This is a genomic window from Okeania sp. SIO2F4, assembly GCF_010672385.1.
In the GTDB taxonomy this organism is placed as follows: domain Bacteria; phylum Cyanobacteriota; class Cyanobacteriia; order Cyanobacteriales; family Microcoleaceae; genus Trichodesmium.
Window position 1 is genome coordinate 1 of record NZ_JAAHGT010000108.1, and the last position, 16,445, is coordinate 16,445.

The following is a 16,445-nucleotide window of genomic DNA, read 5'->3' on the forward strand; positions in this document are numbered from 1 at the left end:
CTGATTTTTATTCCCTATTCCCTATTCCCTATTCCCTAAAAAAGTTATTTCAGCAATTGTTAGGATAGTAAGGTAGAGTTTAAATACTGATTTTTATTCCCTATTCCCTATTCCCTATTCCCTAAAAAAGTTATTTCAGCAATTGTTAGGATAGTAAGGTAGAGTTTAAATACTGATTTTTATTCCCTATTCCCTATTCCCTATTCCCTAAAACTGAAAATGACAGAAATAGTATTACCAAATTCCTGTAATCTCAGACCTGCATCTGCTAAAGATATATGGTCTATCCGTAAGTTAGTTTTAACTGCTAAACTTGACCCTACTCAATTACATTGGCAACAATTTTGGGTAATTGAATCTGATGGGAATTTAGTTGCTTGTGGACAATTGCGTAATTTTGAATATGCACAAGAATTAGGCAGTTTAGTAGTTGTAAAAGCTTGGCAAAAACGTGGATTAGGCACAACACTTACAAAATATCTGATTCAACAGGCAACTAAACCTTTATATCTGGAATGTTTGGGTAAAAAATTAGAATATTTTTACAGTCGCTTAGATTTTGTTCCTATTTCTTTAGCAGAATTACCTCAATCTCTAAAGTTGAAATTTGGTATATCTCAATTAGGCAGGAAAATATTCAAAATTCCTGTGATAATTATGAAGTATAAAGGAAATAAATTAATCAATTCTAATTAGTAAGCATTCAGTCATCAGCTATTAATTCATTGCCTTTAGAGGAGGAATTAGTATTAGACATCTCCAATAATAAAAAATAAAATCAACGATGGCATAGAAGTAATCAATTATTTCCCCCTACTCCCTAGGACCTACAGACGTTGCATGCAACGTCCCTACTCCATCTTTTCTATGATAAATTTAAGGAAAAGTAAGCGTTCAGTCATCAAATATTAGCTATGAGTTATATACTCATTATCACAGGAAGGAAGAATTAATTTCCAAATAAAATTAAAAGTTATGTTTGCGCAGCATTCCGCAGGAAAGAAAAATGATTAGTCTAAAACATTGACGTAAAAATTCAGCTATCAACTATAATTTTTTGATGAAAGCAGGAGTTCAATAATTAATAATTAATTATTAGCTCTTCTTAAAACAGATAGGATTGGTTAAAAAGGAAATTTTTTTCTTCTCTTGGTTGATTGGATATGGCGCACTTCGGAGCGGCTCTGCTTTCTTCGGGAAACCTCGCCATCCCATCCTACTCCAAGCTCCGCTTTTCATGTCGACGAGCAGCCGAAGTGCGAAGTTGTGCGCCAGCTAAACGACCGCTTTTTTCCACTTTAAAGGAGAGGCTTTAAACCTTTATTTCTCGGTAAAAGTAATTGATAAATCGAGAGAAAATAAAAAATTACTTCCAAACTACTCTCCCTTAACTCTAGGAATAATTATTAATTATTAATTGCTGATAATGCAGTTCCTCTGTAAGAGACTAACTGACTGCTAAGAGCTGAATACTTATACATTTGCTTTATTCAGAATAAATAAACTTTCATCTCCCCCACGTCCAATTCTGAAATTTTCGTCTAAATAAGTAATATCGAGTGTGGCAACTCTACCTCGAGGATTGTTAGCTTGTACAACTTTAAAAGGATTTAGTTTAGGGGTCTCAATACCTACAATTTTCTCAATCGCTAAATAACGTTTATCAAAATAGACATTGATGCGTTTATCTGCTAAACCAGATGTATTTATACCAGGTTCAAAACTAGCAGTTACTTTTACATATCCTGATATTAATTTCAGAGGATGTTGTACTTGAGCAATATTAAAAAATGTTTTATTTGCAACATTAATTACCTGATAAATTTTACCTACTTTTAACCCCAATGGTAGGGAATCTAAAGAACGGATTTCTCTAGCTGTAGAGTATAGCAGTTGCCAAGTACCCTCTAATAAATTAGGAGTATACAAGAGAGGTTGAGGATGAGGATTGAGACTTTCTAAGTCTGTTGTTAACTGTTCAATTTCTTTCTCTAAAGTTCTGTCTAACTTCAAATTAGTAACAGGAGAACCATCATTTCTAGTTTGAATATTTTTGATGGTCGCTTGTATTTTTTGCTTCACAATTTGATTATTCATAAAATTAAATAGTTGTAGAATACTTAGTTCTATCAGTGTAAGTAGTTGTGCTTTTAGGAATTTCCTAGTTGAGAGAGGGAACAGGGAACAGCGGTGCGACCCCGCGGGGTGCGACAGACGCAAGCGGTCAGACCCCGCGTCGCCGACAGCTCGCTTGCGGAATGCTGACCAAGAGAGGGAACGCGCACTCCTGTGAGGGAACAGGGAACAGGAAGTCTATAGGATGTGTAATTAATTTTGCATAGGAACTTATAATTTTCAAGACTTATACCAATTCACTTGAAAAATGTCATAAATAGTTGAAACTTTAGATGTGAAATAATTTCCTGAAATTACTGAGCGCGTCTTTCATGTTGCACAGCAAAAAGTTCTGAATCTATAAAATCTTACTTTTGACTTTTGACTTTTAACTTCTGTGAAACAGTATTATCATCATTAACTTAATAACTCATCTACCGAAATACTAAAACCATCTCCAACTTTTTGAGTATTAACAACTTGCCCAGAAATCAAAATAAGTCTCGATTCTTGAGTCACAACAATTACCCATAAATTTCTCAGGAAATACTAACCAAACTTCCTCACCTCCAGACTCTAAATATTCTTGTGCTTTGGCAATAATATCTTCAGCTAAATCTGTAGGAGAAACAATTTCAGCACTTAAAGGAAAACTTTGAAGTAAGACTTTTTCATTGCCAAATTCTGTTTGTAATTCTGGAGTAAGATAAGCAACATCAGGATAACATCCTTGCTTGTTTGTCCGACAAGGTACATCAGTATAAACCTCCCCTTGTTGTTAGCTAGAGTTGAGATAATTTCTCCAATAAGTTGCTAGTTTAGCTGGAATCCGACTATGCTTAAAAGTCATGGCATTTTTCTCCAATAATTTCCCATCCACCCACTCTTTCTTTTCAGGAGGATTTTGTATCCAATCTTCTCAAGTATATTCTGTTGATTTTTGCACAACAACTGGGGATGTAATCATTATTAATTACCTCATTTTGATTCCTGATTAAATTATAGTAAAAAATATATTTTTTTTATGGTTGACAATACAGTTTTTTTATGTTAGAAAATATCTAGACTTAGGCAAACCCAGAAACCCGGTTTTTTCGTAGATGTCTATTGTTAAAAAAAACGATTTATCCTAGAAACCAGGTTTCGCGTGCGTAAATCCTACAATAGGATAAATGGGAAAAATTAAAAGAGTATTTTTCTCCCAATATCCAAAATAATGCCATAATTTCAATTAAATTCAAGACCTAAAAAAAGTAAGTGAACTTCCAATCAGTCATAGCTACCTTAAATAAATTCTGGAGCGATCGCGGCTGTCTCATCGCTCAACCTTACGATACCGAAAAAGGTGCAGGAACAATGAATCCCCACACCTTCCTGCGGGCGATCGGTCCTGAACCTTGGTCAGTTGCCTACGTTGAACCCTGTCGTCGCCCAACCGATGGGCGTTATGGAGAAAACCCTAACCGCTTTCAACACTACTATCAATATCAAGTCTTAATCAAACCATCTCCTAATAATATTCAAGATGTTTATCTTGACTCTCTCCGCGCTCTGGGTATCCGTCCAGAAGATCATGATATTCGATTTGTAGAAGATAACTGGGAATCTCCCACTCTGGGTGCTTGGGGTGTTGGTTGGGAAGTTTGGCTCGATGGCATGGAAATTACCCAATTTACCTACTTTCAACAATGTGGTAGTATAGATTGCCGACCAGTGTGCATCGAAATCACCTATGGTTTAGAACGCCTTGCCATGTATCTCCAGGAAGTTGATGCTATCACTAAAATAGCTTGGACTGATAACGTCACTTATGGAGACGTTTACCTTCAGGGAGAAATTGAACAATGTACCTATAATTTTGAGGCATCTAATCCTGAGCTTCTGTTTACTTTATTCGGTCTTTATGAAAAAGAAGCTGAACAACTAATAAAACAAGAATTAGTCTTACCCAGTCTCGACTACGTTCTCAAATGTTCCCACAGTTTTAATTTACTTGATGCTAGAGGAGTAATCTCTGTCACCGAACGCACTCGTTATATTGGCAGAATTCGTAATTTAGCTCGACAAGTAGGTCAACTTTACTTAGCACAACGGGAAAGTCTTAACTTCCCACTGTTGAAAGAAACTGTGGAAACAGCTTCAATAATTAACTAGCTATTAGCTTTCAGCATTTAGCTATCAGCTAAAAATCCAAGGGTTTAAGTCCCCCACTATAATTTGAAAAATTAGTGGTGCGCTTTGCGTGGGGGTTTGAATCCCCCATTATACACGCCTGATAAGCTGATTGCTGATTGCTGAGTGCTGAGTGCTCCTTCAATAATTAACAATTAATAATTACCTCTTCTGTAATAGAAGGATTGATTAAAGGAAATTTTTTTTCTCTTAGTCGATTAGATATGGCAAGGTTTTATCCCCATCCCTTGACCGCTTTTTATCCTTTCTAGGAGATGCTTTAAACCTTAATTTTTCAGTAAACAGAACTTAGGCAAAAGCTGCGAAATTAAGTCATTGTGATGATAGGAAGCAATCTCAAACCCTAATATTTCCAGAAAATGCGTAATATCAAATTCGCTTACTTTGGAGTTGGGAAATTCATTCAAGAGGCAAAAACTTCTAATTTGCTAGCGGGTTTGGTCACCAAACCCCTACGAGGTATGAATTGTCCCGATACTACCGGATTAGATATAAGTCCTGGTCAACTTACTTACAGCAATGCATGAGGATGCTGAGGTACAGTCATAAGACTACTTTTATATTCCCAGTTAAGTGTTCCCTAGGGCAATAAAACTTTGTACCTCACGCGCCTCCGAAACTGCTGTAAATATGACTGGTACAGAAACTGGGTCGATCGATGAAATTTCGCATTAGCGCGAAAAACAATAATCCGAGCAATAAACCCGGTTTATTGTTTTGATGCCTAAGTTCTGTTAAACTTATAAACTTGATACTAAAAACCCAGAGAAAAGAAGAATGCAAATCAGACAATATTTAGAACCAATAGCTGATATATTTCGCAACCTTGATATTCCAGAACCAATCGTACATTGGGGACACCCACTAATGATGGCGATCGTTGTATTTGCTATGGGTAGTTTTGTTGGTTTTACCGGATGGCGTAGACGAGTAGTCACTGATGAAGCAATAGCTCTCGAAAGTGGCTCTAATCATCGGAAAATGGCACCATTTATGTTTCTATTTATGGCATTAGGTTACACAGGTGGAGTATTATCTCTGGTAATGCAGGAACAAGAAATATTTGAAAGTCCTCATTTTTGGACAGGTTCATTTGTATTAGCATTGCTGGCAGCAAACGGTTTTATTTCCCTAACAAAATTTGGTGGAAATCAAGCAGCATTGCGGACTACTCATGCTTACCTGGGTAGCATTGCACTTTGTATAATGTTTGTTCATGCAGTGTTAGGTTTAAGACTAGGTTTAGCTATCTAAATTATTGATCGTTCATGGTAGTTAAACGTTAATGTTTTTAACATAATAATCAGGCTCGTAGTTGGGCTTTAGCCCAAATATTTAAGGGGGGCTAAAACCCAACTACAAACAAAGGTCTAACTTCCTTATTCCTTACTAAAAAATGAATCAAGCTTTAGCGATCGTCATCTGCCTAGCTTACATAATGGGGCTAATATCTACTATTGTACCTTGGGGTATATATGCTGTACTAACTATAGGATTAGTATTAGCAATTATCGTACAACAAAGAGATCGACAAAACTTACGCAGATCAACTAAAGTAATCACAACTTTTCAGCAAAATATAAATTCTGAAGACTTACTCAGAAGTGGTGAATTTCCCAATTCACTCTCCAAAAGAAGTAGGCAATCACTGCTAAATTCAAATTGGTTGTGGATAACTGCTGGAGCGATCGCTTTTCTTGCCAGTATTTATTTTCAATTTCGAGTACCCCAACCTACAGCAAGCGACATTAGTAAAATCATCCCAGTTGATGGTGAATCTAAACAACAAGTAGTTACGGTTCGTGGAAGAGTTATTTCCTCTCCCCGCAAGACTCGCTCAGAAAAAGCACAACTTTGGCTAAAAGTAGGTCAAGTAAGTGAAATAGTTGGTACTGATGGTTCGGCAAATGTACACCAAGATGTTACAGGAAAACTTTACGTCACAGTACCCCTTCTACAAGCAACAGGTATTGATCCTGGTGAGTTAGTGGCAATAACTGGTTCTTTATATAAACCATCACCAGCTACTAATCCTGGAGGCTTTGATTTTCGTGCTTATTTAGCTAGACAAGGTTCTTTTGCTGGGGTTGCAGGTTATAAACTTACTACCACTAACCAAGAAAGTAGTAATGCTTGGGGATTATATAAGATTCGACAGCGGATTATTCGCGCTCAGGTAAGTTCTTTGGGAGTACCAGAGGGTCCTCTGGTAAGTGCAATGGTTTTAGGACGTAGAGCTGTGGATTTGTCTTATCAGCTACGAGACCAGTTTGTGCAGGTAGGTTTAGCTCATGTATTGGCAGCATCAGGTTTTCATGTTTCGTTAATTTTAGGCGTGGTGCTGACTTTGACGAAAAATTTGTCTTCAGGAGCAAGATTTGGCTTTGGTATCTTGACTTTAATTATATATGTGGGTTTGACTGGTGGTTCGCCTTCGGTATTGCGAGCAGCTTTTATGGGTTTAGCAGCTTTGCTGGCAATTGTTTCCCAACGCCAGGTTAAACCATTAGCTTCTCTAGTTTTAGCTGCTACTTTGCTTTTATTAATTAATCCTCTATGGATTTGGGATTTAGGATTTCAGTTGAGTTTCTTGGCGACTCTAGGATTATTGGTAACGGTGCCACCTTTAATGAAACGCTTAGATTGGTTGCCCTCTGGTATTGCATCTTTAGTTGCTATTCCTATTGCTGCTTCTATTTGGACGTTACCTCTATTGCTATCTGTATTTTATGTGGTTTCGCCTTATACTATTTTGGTGAATATTATTACTGCACCTCTGGTTGCTGTAATTACTCTGGGTGGGTTTATCAGTGCAATGCTGGCTTTAATTTCCCCTTATGTAGGTAGCTTGAGTGCTGGAATTTTGCATTTTCCAGTTAGGATTTTGATTGAAATTGTGCAGTTTTTTAGCAAGTTGCCAGGAAATCAAGTGGCAGTAGGAGCAATATCGGTTTATCAGTTGGTTGTGCTATATGGGTTGATTTTTGCTACATGGTTTTTGAGAAGTAGACCCCCAGAAGCAAATAAGAGTAAGAAGAAAAAGTTGCCTCTGAAGTTTTGGCAGTGGGGTGCGATATTGGCGATCGCTATTATTGTTATTCCTCTCTGGTATACTTGGACTTCTGTGGTTCAAGCTACGATTCTTGATTCATCCTCAGAACCAGTGTTTGTGATTCAAGACCGAGGTAAAGTAATTCTGGTCAATGTTGGAGATGAAAATACAGCCAGGTTTACTGTATTACCATTCTTACGGCAGCAAGGTATTAATAAAATTGATTGGTCTATTGCTGTTCATTCCCAAAAAGGTCTGAGTCGGGGTTGGTCTAATATTTTTGATAGCTTAAGAGTTAAAACTTTTTATGATGTAGATGCTGATGATGAAAAGAATTATAAAACTAATAATCAACCAGTGTTTGATGCTCTGCAAAAGAGTCAGGCTAATTACTACACTGTGGTAAATCATCAAAATCTTGAGTTGGGTTCTACACAGATGAAATTAATTAATTCTGAGACCCCAATTGTAGAATTTATGATTCATGGCCAAAGTTGGTTATTATTGGGAGATGCTAAACTGTCCGAGCAGAGTAAGTTATTAGCAGCAAGAAGTTTTCAGCAGACTCAGGTACTTTGGTGGCCTGGAAATAAGCTGAATCCAGAATTATTGAATATAATTCGGCCAGAAGTAGCGATCGCTTCGGCAAATTCTGTCCACCCAGATATGATAGAATTTTTTCAGGAAAATAATATTCCTCTATTTTGGACAGGTCGTGATGGTGCGATTCAATGGACTCCTGTTACAGGCTTTCAAACTACTTTACAATCAGATCAGGTTGATAGTTCTTTTCTTTGATATAGCAGGGAACAGGGAACACTTAACTGGGAATAGGGAATAAGGAATAGAAATAAAGATAGGTGTACATTATTAGCATTAGCCATTAAAACGCTATAATCAAAATATATTTTGTTCATCTTAATGGCCAAAGTCCCAAAAGACTTTTGACCAAAAAATAAGGTCTCAGACCTTTAACTTTAGCTGGGGATACTGATAACTGATAACTGATAACTAATAACTGAATTAGGGAGAGGTGGCAGAGTGGTCGAATGCGGCAAACTCGAAATTTGTTGAAGGGAGACCTTCCGTGGGTTCGAATCCCACCCTCTCCGTTGAAAATTATATATGGCAGGGAATAGGGAATAGGGAACAGGGAACAGGGAACAATTAGAAAAACATTTCCTAGTCTAAGATTCATCATCTTTTCTGATTTTTCTGTTCTTGTACCGAATGTGAAAAAAAAATTCACATTGACTATTGTGAAATTCATTTTAAGAGTTAGTCAAGATTCAATCTGCAATTAAATGTCATTTTTCGTCACTGCAAATAGACATTAGTTAGGATTATTTGTAGTGAAACAAGGTTGAGATACAAACTATTCAGTAGTGGATCAAGGAAAATCTAGGAACAGACTGAGGTAACAGTAAGTTTGGTGGTCACCTATTTCGGCGTTGCATAATCTAGTAGCTCGTCTAGACTAAAATTGTGGGTAAAAAACCTAACCCCCCAACCCCACAACTATCCCCCCTTACCCCCCGCGTGAAAGCTATGCACGATCAACATCTTTCTTAACATAAAACGTAGACATTAAATAGAAGTTATGTGTAAGTCTGACGTCGGCTTTTTGCAGAGAAAAGTGTCTAATTCAATACACTTTTTTGAGGAATGTAGACAAGATTCTTACTCCCCACTCTTCCCCCTCCTCCCCCCCTCCCCAGCCTCCTACAAGGGTTTCAGGAAAATCTAGGAACAGACTGAGGTAATAGTAAGTTTTGGTGGTCACCTATTTCGGCGTTGCATAACCTAGGTATGAATTATAAATATTTATCTCAAAGACTAATTGTTCCCTAACTATTTATTAGAACTACTTCCTACTCCCTAGTTTCAAAATCATACCCGTGCTTCAGCAACGCCCTTATTTCAATTAGATTTGACTTCATAGTCGCAAAGGCAATACAGAAGCAGAAAGGTCAGAGTTAGCGTTTTGGCTATTGCCAAGATGAAATGTGCAGCAAGCGCGTAGCTATATCGCTCCTTAAAGTTGGAACGACTTGCTCATACCAGTTCACTTTAAAGGTGTCACAAATAGTTTCAAACTTTAAATGTCAAATAATTTCCTGAAATTTATCTACTGAGCGCGTAAAAGTTTTGAGCTGATAAAATCTTACTTTTAACTTTTGTACGGGTGATTCGCGTAATTAGGAGCATTCCGTAGGAAATCACCCCTACGACTTTTGACTTCCGTGAAACGGTATTACTTATCCCAGGCTTTGCGCTCTGCATTACCGAATAATTAAGGTCTAAAGCCTCTCCTTTTAAGGAGAAAAAAGCGGTCGGAAAGCGGAGCATTCCGTTAGGATGGGATGGCGAGGTCTCCTCGCCATATCCAATCTCCCCTTGAGAAGAAAAAAAAATCATTTTGCTCAATCCTATCTATTTTAAGAAGAGGTAATAATTAATTATTGAACAATTAATAATTAATTATTGAACAATATTTACATCCGAATTAATACTTACACCAAGGATTAAAATAAATGACCCTAAGTATTTTTCCAGGTCAGAAAATTCCCGATATAGTTCGCTCCATTCCTTTAAAAAAACTTAAAACCAAAACAGAATTAGACAAGAATAATTTGTTGAAAAGTATATCTCTTGGCGAACACACCGCTTTTTGGCAGTTATGGTTATTGTATCAAGACTATCTTTACGGTCGCTGCATAACTTGGATGGGAGGCGATCGCACGAATGCGGAAGAAGCATTAAGTCTTGCCAGAATAAAGGCGTGGGAAAAACTACCACGCTACGCCGAAAAAATTACTAATCCCAAAGCGTGGTTAACTCGAATGACTCATAACCTCTGTGTAGATCTGCATCGAAAACGTCACAGAGGTGCAATGGGTGTTGAAAGTATTGAAGAAATGGCAGTGGGAGAAGACCAGACATTAGCTTCTAGTGAGTATTCTCCTGAGTCAGCTATTCTCCGTCGCGAGTTACGAATGTATATCCGCCGTCAAATAGAGGCTCTGTCTCCCCGACTCCGAGAGCCTTTTATTCTGCATTTTTACCAAGATATGTCTTACCCAGACATTGCTAAAAAACTTGGTCTCTATGTGGATAACGTTTACAAACGCATCCAACAGGGGCGAGAAATTCTGCAAAAGCAATTGAAGCAATATCTATCAGGAATAGATGATTCTCCTCTCTTGTTAAAAGAGGTTGGAGACGATGAGATTTTGGATGAATTTCAATCCGAAAAATCAGTAATTCCATCTCCTATTTCGATGACAACAGAGTGCAATTTTGAGCAAATCAATTATCAGGTAACAGCAATATGTCTAGAAACACTAGCCGTTCTGCTGAACTTACCCAAACTTACCTAAACCGAGGTTAGCAGCTCTGGAGACAAGCTTCGGTGCTTCACGCATATACCACTGCCCCATGGGCTGTAACCTATCTTCAAGAGCAGGCTTAAAATCGGCGGGAAGTTTACCTAATCATTTAAGTATAACATAACCTTTGCCATTTACCACTAAAAAACTTGAAAATGAAAAAAAGTAAGGAAAGAGTATCTTTAGCTAAGATTTCAGCTTCTGTTTTTACCCCCTGTTTAGTAAAATTATCCCAATCTTCAAAGGTCGAGTTAAATGTACAACTGGTATTAGAGAAAAAACCCACCCGACAACAGCAGAAATTGAAAACCTTAACTAAATATGTGCAGCAGTATCCCTCTGGATGGAAGAAACGGTTGGAATTAGCCGATCTGCTCTATGAAAGTGGAAACTGGGAGCTAGCTGTTGAGGAATATCACCAAGTTATTGAGCGACAACCTCAATTAATTCAGGTGGGGTTGAAACTGGGGAAGCTTTTACAGTTGATGGGAAGGGTGACTGAAGCAATTAAGATTTATGACAAAGCCTTGCCATTATCTAGTAATTTTGCTACTGGTCATCATATCCAGGGTTTGATAGAAGTCTGTCGCTCTCACCCTGACAAAGCAGTAAAAATGTTTGAGAAAGCTGCATCTTCTGAGCCAGAAAATCCGTCTCACTGGTTGGCGTTAGGGCGAGTTCAGATGGAACTGAATAATGCTGAGGCTGCATTGAGAGCTTTTGAGCAAATCTTGTCAATTCAGCCAGATGATATTGTTGCCTTGATTCACAGTTATGACGCACTCTTAGCAGTGGGTCATTTTCAGGAGGCGGAGTTGAGGTTAAGTCGAGCAGAAGAGTTAGTTCCTGATGATTACTCAGTTTTAAAACGACGGTTGGCGTATCGTTGCCGGATGAAATTAGTATTAGGTGAGGAGGGGAAGCAGACTAAAAAGATGGTTAATGCTGTATTGAAACTGGCTCCCCACTCTGCTGATGCTCACCAGTTAAAGGCTGAGTATTATCGGTTGCGAGGAGAGTCGGCAAAAAGTGTGGCTATATTGAAGAAGTTTACTGAGGAGTACCCAAATAATCCGAATGGACGGTGTTATTATACTCGGTGTTTGTCTGACATAGGTAAAAATCAGGGAGTTGCTTAAGGTATTTAGAAAGGCGATCGTCTATGTATCAATCATTATCAGTGCGATCGCCTCTGTTGTAGTGGACTGACACGCCTAAAGCTGTAGGTTGGGTAGAACGATAGTGAAACCCAACACGCGCCTTATTTTTGTTGGGTTTCGTTCCTCAACCCAACCTACGTTTATTGCAATATTTAAGATGAAACAGTCCACTAAACCTTTACTTAAGCTGTGTCTATCTACTACTAATTCTATCGTTAATTTCCATGAGTCCTTTTTTCGGGAGAAATATAACGGGAGTTCTCTTTTTGCATTTTAAGATAGGTAAAAAGTGCGTCACCGAAGTAACACACCTTAAATAGATAAAACAGTGTTGGGTTTCCTTTTGTCAACCCAACCTACAAAATCGGCGATCGCACTTTTTAATGATTAGTAGGCTTGCCCCAAATATTGATACGATCTGATATCCCAGATCCTAAAGTTACTGTAGGTGTAACGTATATATTAGTCGGAGATATGTTAGAGTCATTGCCTGGCCCTTCAGCTAGTGGACCTAAAATATCATCAATAAAGAGTCCTAAGCGATGATTACTTAATGGTAATCCTCCTGTGCTGGGAAAATAAACCATATTTTCGCTATGTCTTCCAGAAGCAGATACGACAAGATCGTTTTTTCGCACGAAATTTATACAATTATTAAAATACATCGTATTACTAAATGTCTTGTTCAACTGATCAATAATTTTAGTTGCAGGAGCACTAAATGTTCTCGCTTTTAAGCCCCACCTAGTAGCAGTTTGAATAGCAGTATAGCCACCCAGTGAATGCCCAGTAAGAACGATATTATTTTTTCCATCTAATTCTGTGTATCCCATCTGTATAGATGAATCATTAGGAACATGGTTTTGAATTACATCGTAACAAAAATTGAAAGATTCTTGTTGCCAATTTTGATTTTTTTCATAGAAATTTTGGATTGTTAACCAAAAATCTTGCTTTATATCTCCAGGATTACTTGTTCCTTTATAAGCGATAATAATTTCTTCTTCAAGTTGTTTCTGTGGAATAGCTGGAACTTTTATAGCCAAAGCCCATAAACCATTTTCTCCTTGTTGTGCTTTAACTATATCTAATTCATTAGTTGAGTTATTATACATAAGTGATGCATAATAGTCATTATTTAATATTGAAAAATCACCTGATTCTATCGAATATGCAATACTAGAGGCAAGTGCGTATCGTAATATTTTCTCATACTCAAAAACATTTGGTTCGGCTGAAATGTTCTTCTCATCAGTTGGACTAATTGCAGGGTATTCATATCCCATTGAACTATCAGAAGCAAAATAAACGAAACCATAAGAATAATCTGGATACTTTTCCTGAAAATATGTTTGGCAAAGACTGGTTAACATTTGGTGAACCATCTCGGGCATTACATGCTGTCCATTGATACCTTGAACAACAAAATAATTGTCTGTGACAGATGTTGATCCTGAATTATGCCAATATCCATTTAATTTAAGATCACTGCCATCAGGGTTTTTAATCCAAGATTTTTTGGTTAATTTAGATTGATCTACGAAATCCCCCTCAAAGTATGATGGTTTGACTGCATAGGCACTTAAATAAGTGTCAATTGTGGTTCTAGAAGACATTGTTTTTCCTCGATTAATTTATTAATTTATAAAAAGAACTGGTTCTCAAGATAGATCTCTATCAATTTTCAATTGAGTAAATATTTCCCAGAGATTTTTAGTGCATTTCGACGCTAAGAGTCGAAGGGATTTATCAGATCATTAATTCCACCCATAATTTGGACTATTAAATGTAACGACCTAGAAAAATAAATGCTTCGACTCGCAATAACGTCGTTTTTTGATCGGTATTTTGTGACAATAAGAAAAGATCAAAACACCTCAATTCGACAGAGGTCTAATTAATCGAATAAAGATTCTGCCTCAGCAGTCGCTTTTTCGATGGTTTCTTGTTTGAGTTTTCCAATAACACTTTCACGGGGTTTGTATTGAATAGCATTAAACTCCCCAGTAATTCCGTTGCTATCATGTTGAACAAATAATACCCGTGAAGAGTGACTCCAAGCAGTTAGCTGAATTCGGTAAACTTTCACAAATGGATGGTCAATGTCAGGGAATCTGAGTATCCCAATATCAACAACTTTCCTTTTATGGTATTCGTCTTTAGCAAAAAATGACTCAAAAGAATTAATTGTTGCGCCTGATTGTGCTACTATCATCGCCAGCATATCAATATCAATTTTCGTGTCATTGAGAATATCTTGATCATTGTTGAGCAGTTTCTTAAACCAACCATGTACTTCTTCGACAATAGCTGGATCTGGTGAACCATCAGTGTTGAACGCAGATGTTCCCAAGTTCTTGATTAATTTGTCAGATTTATGGATTTCGGAATCATGCATGCGTTCCATCAAAGCGTTCTGACTAAAGATCGAAATAACTTGATCCCAAGATAATTGATCACATGGAGTTTTTTGCAACTCTTTTACTGTTGCTCCGAGGAGAATTTTGAGTTCTTCATCCATCGACTTAAAAGAGTCTTTAGTTAATTTTCCAAAGGATGCTGCTAACTTACAATGGACAGGAATTACTTGAGATTTAACATCATTAACTACCATGTTGTGAATGTTGAATTTCCCTTCTTCTAGAACACTTTCTAGTCCAGGAATTCCGAGTTGTCGAAGTTTGTTAGCAACTGGTTCTAACTGACTATTGATAGCGTTATTTGCCAAAGAAATAGTTGCTGAATCCACCATGATTTCATCTCCTTTAAAACTTGATTTTTTTGATATCGAACAAAATCAGATTTCTCTTTTTTTGTCTCTACACCTTTAAGACGATCCCAAAAGCCAATTTCTGAATTTTTCGAGTTAGCACTAATTTTTTTCTCTCGACTCACCCTATTCAACCCACTTCAAAGCCAAAAACTCTTTTGCACCATATTTTGTGGCTGTTTTAGTGCCTTTATTGATATGGCGATCGCTCAATGAGGAGAAGAAGCCATTAAAAAAGCGATGGCCTTTCTTTTATAATATTTGTCCAATTATTTAACTTCTATAGTTGGCCCTACGAATTCTGTAATTAGCTCTTGTAGGGTGCGTTTTGCTGCGCAACATGAAAATGAAATGTAACGCACCATCTAATGTCTATTGTAAACATCATCCTAATTAACCTCTAAATGAGGTAATAATGGTAGGTTACGAATCACCCTAATTCACCCCTAGGAATTCTGTAATTAGGCATTCCGAGCAATATATTCCGATCGCTACTCTTGTAGTTTCAGTTTCATTCTCACCTAAAAAAACTACTCGACTTCCAACCTTTCTTTTTTATCCTTTGTAAACCAAAAACCCAATAATCGCATCCAGAAGCGCTTCTGGTTCATCAACCCGAATTAAATGACCGCTATTTTCAAAGATTCTTAAATCAGCATTGGGAATAGCTTTAGCAATTTCTTCTGATAATTCTGGGGGACATATCCAATCATGTTTTCCTGCTATTACTAAAGTCGGAGCGGTAATTTTATGTAGTTGATCTAAAACATTGTAAGAACGCAAAAAGCCACCGAAGGCAACATTAATAGCATCGGGAGATAAAATAGTTCGGTTCCAACTTTTTCCTGGTGTTTCTGGTTTATAAGTGATAGAATACAGAGGCATCATTATCTGAAAATATTCTTTTAGTTGCTCCTCATTTTCAAAGTTACCATCCCATAAAAGTTCAGCGCTCGCTTGTTGTTCTTTTGTTCCTTTTTCCGCTAGATTAACTTTTGCTAATTCCAAAAAACGATAACTTCCAGCAGTAGCAATGACAATTAAAGATTGAACATTTTGTGGATAACGCACTGCATAACTAAGGGCAACCATTCCACCATAAGAAGTACCAATAATTACGATTTTTTCTAACCCTAAATATTGGCGTAATGCCTCCATATCTTCCACATTATTATCTAGGGTATAACTTTCTTTTGCCCCCCTTGCCGATCGCCCTTGTCCCCGGTGGTCAAAATAAACTAATTGTAATTTTTCACTGAGACGAGAAAAAGTTGGTTTATAAGAAGTATGGTCTGCACCCGGACCGCCATGAATTACAAAAGCAATTGGTTTTTCTCGCATCCCATCGCCATTTGGAACTAGGGCAGCACCTTCAATATCAAAATAGATTTCTGTATCTCGTATTTTGGCTCGCATTTTTTTGACAAATAACTGTAGAATTAAAATTTTTTCTGATGAAATTATCTCAACCAAAGAATGAGTTGGAAATGCCATTAGTGGTACTTAGGAATGAGGATTTTATTATCTACACAAGTTAAATTGCCTCAACTCCATATCATCTGATATCAAATCCGGATAATTACTATACCCAAATCATTGCGACTGGAACTTGTGGAAGGAAGCAATCTCAGGGGTGTGCGGAGATTGCTTCCGCTTCGTCGCTGCGGACGACTGTTCAACTGGATTTTATATGAGTTCTTTCAACAAAATTCTGGACTTTATTTAATTCTCATTCCAAGGTCGCTAGAGTGCTTAATATTCAGTAT

Annotated in this window: 11 protein-coding genes, 1 tRNA gene and 1 pseudogene; 8 read left to right on the forward strand and 5 right to left on the reverse strand. The window is 37.3% G+C overall.

The window, feature by feature from the left end; all coding sequences use genetic code 11:
• Window positions 1-219 precede the first annotated feature (219 nt).
• Window positions 220-696, forward strand: a complete 477-nt coding sequence (locus tag F6K22_RS09590) for a GNAT family N-acetyltransferase (protein WP_293096385.1) — start codon at window positions 220-222, stop codon at window positions 694-696.
• A 777-nt stretch (window positions 697-1,473) separates the two neighbouring features.
• On the opposite strand, the gene F6K22_RS09595 is transcribed toward F6K22_RS09590, so the two are convergent.
• Entirely contained in the window at window positions 1,474-2,097 is a 624-nt protein-coding gene (locus tag F6K22_RS09595; protein ID WP_293096387.1) for a PAP/fibrillin family protein, read from the reverse strand.
• Between the two features lie 490 nt (window positions 2,098-2,587).
• Window positions 2,588-2,827, reverse strand: a pseudogene (locus F6K22_RS41890) (hypothetical protein); the annotation flags it as partial.
• A gap of 545 nt (window positions 2,828-3,372) precedes the next feature.
• On the opposite strand from F6K22_RS41890, the gene glyQ reads away from it, so the two are divergent.
• From glyQ to F6K22_RS09635, 7 genes are all read left to right on the forward strand, one after another.
• Complete coding sequence (gene glyQ, locus F6K22_RS09605) at window positions 3,373-4,269, forward strand: glycine--tRNA ligase subunit alpha (RefSeq protein ID WP_293096389.1); 897 nt, start codon at window positions 3,373-3,375, stop codon at window positions 4,267-4,269.
• 398 nt (window positions 4,270-4,667) lie between these two features.
• Window positions 4,668-4,835, forward strand: coding sequence for a hypothetical protein (locus tag F6K22_RS09610; protein WP_293096392.1), 168 nt, complete (start codon window positions 4,668-4,670; stop codon window positions 4,833-4,835).
• 250 nt (window positions 4,836-5,085) lie between these two features.
• Window positions 5,086-5,562, forward strand: coding sequence for a DUF4079 domain-containing protein (locus tag F6K22_RS09615; RefSeq protein WP_293096395.1), 477 nt, complete (start codon window positions 5,086-5,088; stop codon window positions 5,560-5,562).
• 142 nt (window positions 5,563-5,704) lie between these two features.
• Window positions 5,705-8,158: a ComEC/Rec2 family competence protein gene (locus tag F6K22_RS09620; protein WP_293096398.1), complete on the forward strand. Its 2,454-nt coding sequence runs from the start codon at window positions 5,705-5,707 to the stop codon at window positions 8,156-8,158.
• Between the two features lie 229 nt (window positions 8,159-8,387).
• A tRNA-Ser gene (locus F6K22_RS09625) sits at window positions 8,388-8,472 on the forward strand.
• 1,422 nt (window positions 8,473-9,894) lie between these two features.
• Window positions 9,895-10,740, forward strand: a complete 846-nt coding sequence (locus F6K22_RS09630) for an RNA polymerase sigma factor (RefSeq protein WP_293096401.1) — start codon at window positions 9,895-9,897, stop codon at window positions 10,738-10,740.
• A 164-nt stretch (window positions 10,741-10,904) separates the two neighbouring features.
• The gene (locus F6K22_RS09635; RefSeq protein ID WP_293096403.1) at window positions 10,905-11,888 is read left to right on the forward strand and encodes a tetratricopeptide repeat protein; all 984 of its coding nucleotides are present in this window, start codon (window positions 10,905-10,907) and stop codon (window positions 11,886-11,888) included.
• A 401-nt stretch (window positions 11,889-12,289) separates the two neighbouring features.
• On the opposite strand, the gene F6K22_RS09640 is transcribed toward F6K22_RS09635, so the two are convergent.
• From F6K22_RS09640 to F6K22_RS09650, 3 genes are all read right to left on the reverse strand, one after another.
• Complete coding sequence (locus F6K22_RS09640) at window positions 12,290-13,525, reverse strand: lipase family protein (RefSeq protein ID WP_293096406.1); 1,236 nt, start codon at window positions 13,523-13,525, stop codon at window positions 12,290-12,292.
• Between the two features lie 281 nt (window positions 13,526-13,806).
• Window positions 13,807-14,661 (reverse strand): hypothetical protein, encoded by an 855-nt coding sequence (locus F6K22_RS09645; protein ID WP_293096409.1) that lies wholly within the window; start codon window positions 14,659-14,661, stop codon window positions 13,807-13,809.
• A gap of 573 nt (window positions 14,662-15,234) precedes the next feature.
• Window positions 15,235-16,173: an alpha/beta fold hydrolase gene (locus F6K22_RS09650; RefSeq protein ID WP_293096411.1), complete on the reverse strand. Its 939-nt coding sequence runs from the start codon at window positions 16,171-16,173 to the stop codon at window positions 15,235-15,237.
• Window positions 16,174-16,445 lie beyond the last annotated feature (272 nt).

What these genes read in the sequence shown, in the direction of transcription:
- F6K22_RS09590 (WP_293096385.1), top strand. Translation starts at nt 220, where the DNA reads ATGACAGAAATAGTATTACCAAATTCCTGTAATCTCAGACCTGCATCT.
- F6K22_RS09595 (WP_293096387.1), bottom strand. Translation starts at nt 2,097, where the DNA reads ATGAATAATCAAATTGTGAAGCAAAAAATACAAGCGACCATCAAAAAT.
- F6K22_RS09610 (WP_293096392.1), top strand. Translation starts at nt 4,668, where the DNA reads ATGCGTAATATCAAATTCGCTTACTTTGGAGTTGGGAAATTCATTCAA.
- F6K22_RS09615 (WP_293096395.1), top strand. Translation starts at nt 5,086, where the DNA reads ATGCAAATCAGACAATATTTAGAACCAATAGCTGATATATTTCGCAAC.
- F6K22_RS09620 (WP_293096398.1), top strand. Translation starts at nt 5,705, where the DNA reads ATGAATCAAGCTTTAGCGATCGTCATCTGCCTAGCTTACATAATGGGG.
- F6K22_RS09630 (WP_293096401.1), top strand. Translation starts at nt 9,895, where the DNA reads ATGACCCTAAGTATTTTTCCAGGTCAGAAAATTCCCGATATAGTTCGC.
- F6K22_RS09635 (WP_293096403.1), top strand. Translation starts at nt 10,905, where the DNA reads ATGAAAAAAAGTAAGGAAAGAGTATCTTTAGCTAAGATTTCAGCTTCT.
- F6K22_RS09640 (WP_293096406.1), bottom strand. Translation starts at nt 13,525, where the DNA reads ATGTCTTCTAGAACCACAATTGACACTTATTTAAGTGCCTATGCAGTC.
- F6K22_RS09645 (WP_293096409.1), bottom strand. Translation starts at nt 14,661, where the DNA reads ATGGTGGATTCAGCAACTATTTCTTTGGCAAATAACGCTATCAATAGT.
- F6K22_RS09650 (WP_293096411.1), bottom strand. Translation starts at nt 16,173, where the DNA reads ATGGCATTTCCAACTCATTCTTTGGTTGAGATAATTTCATCAGAAAAA.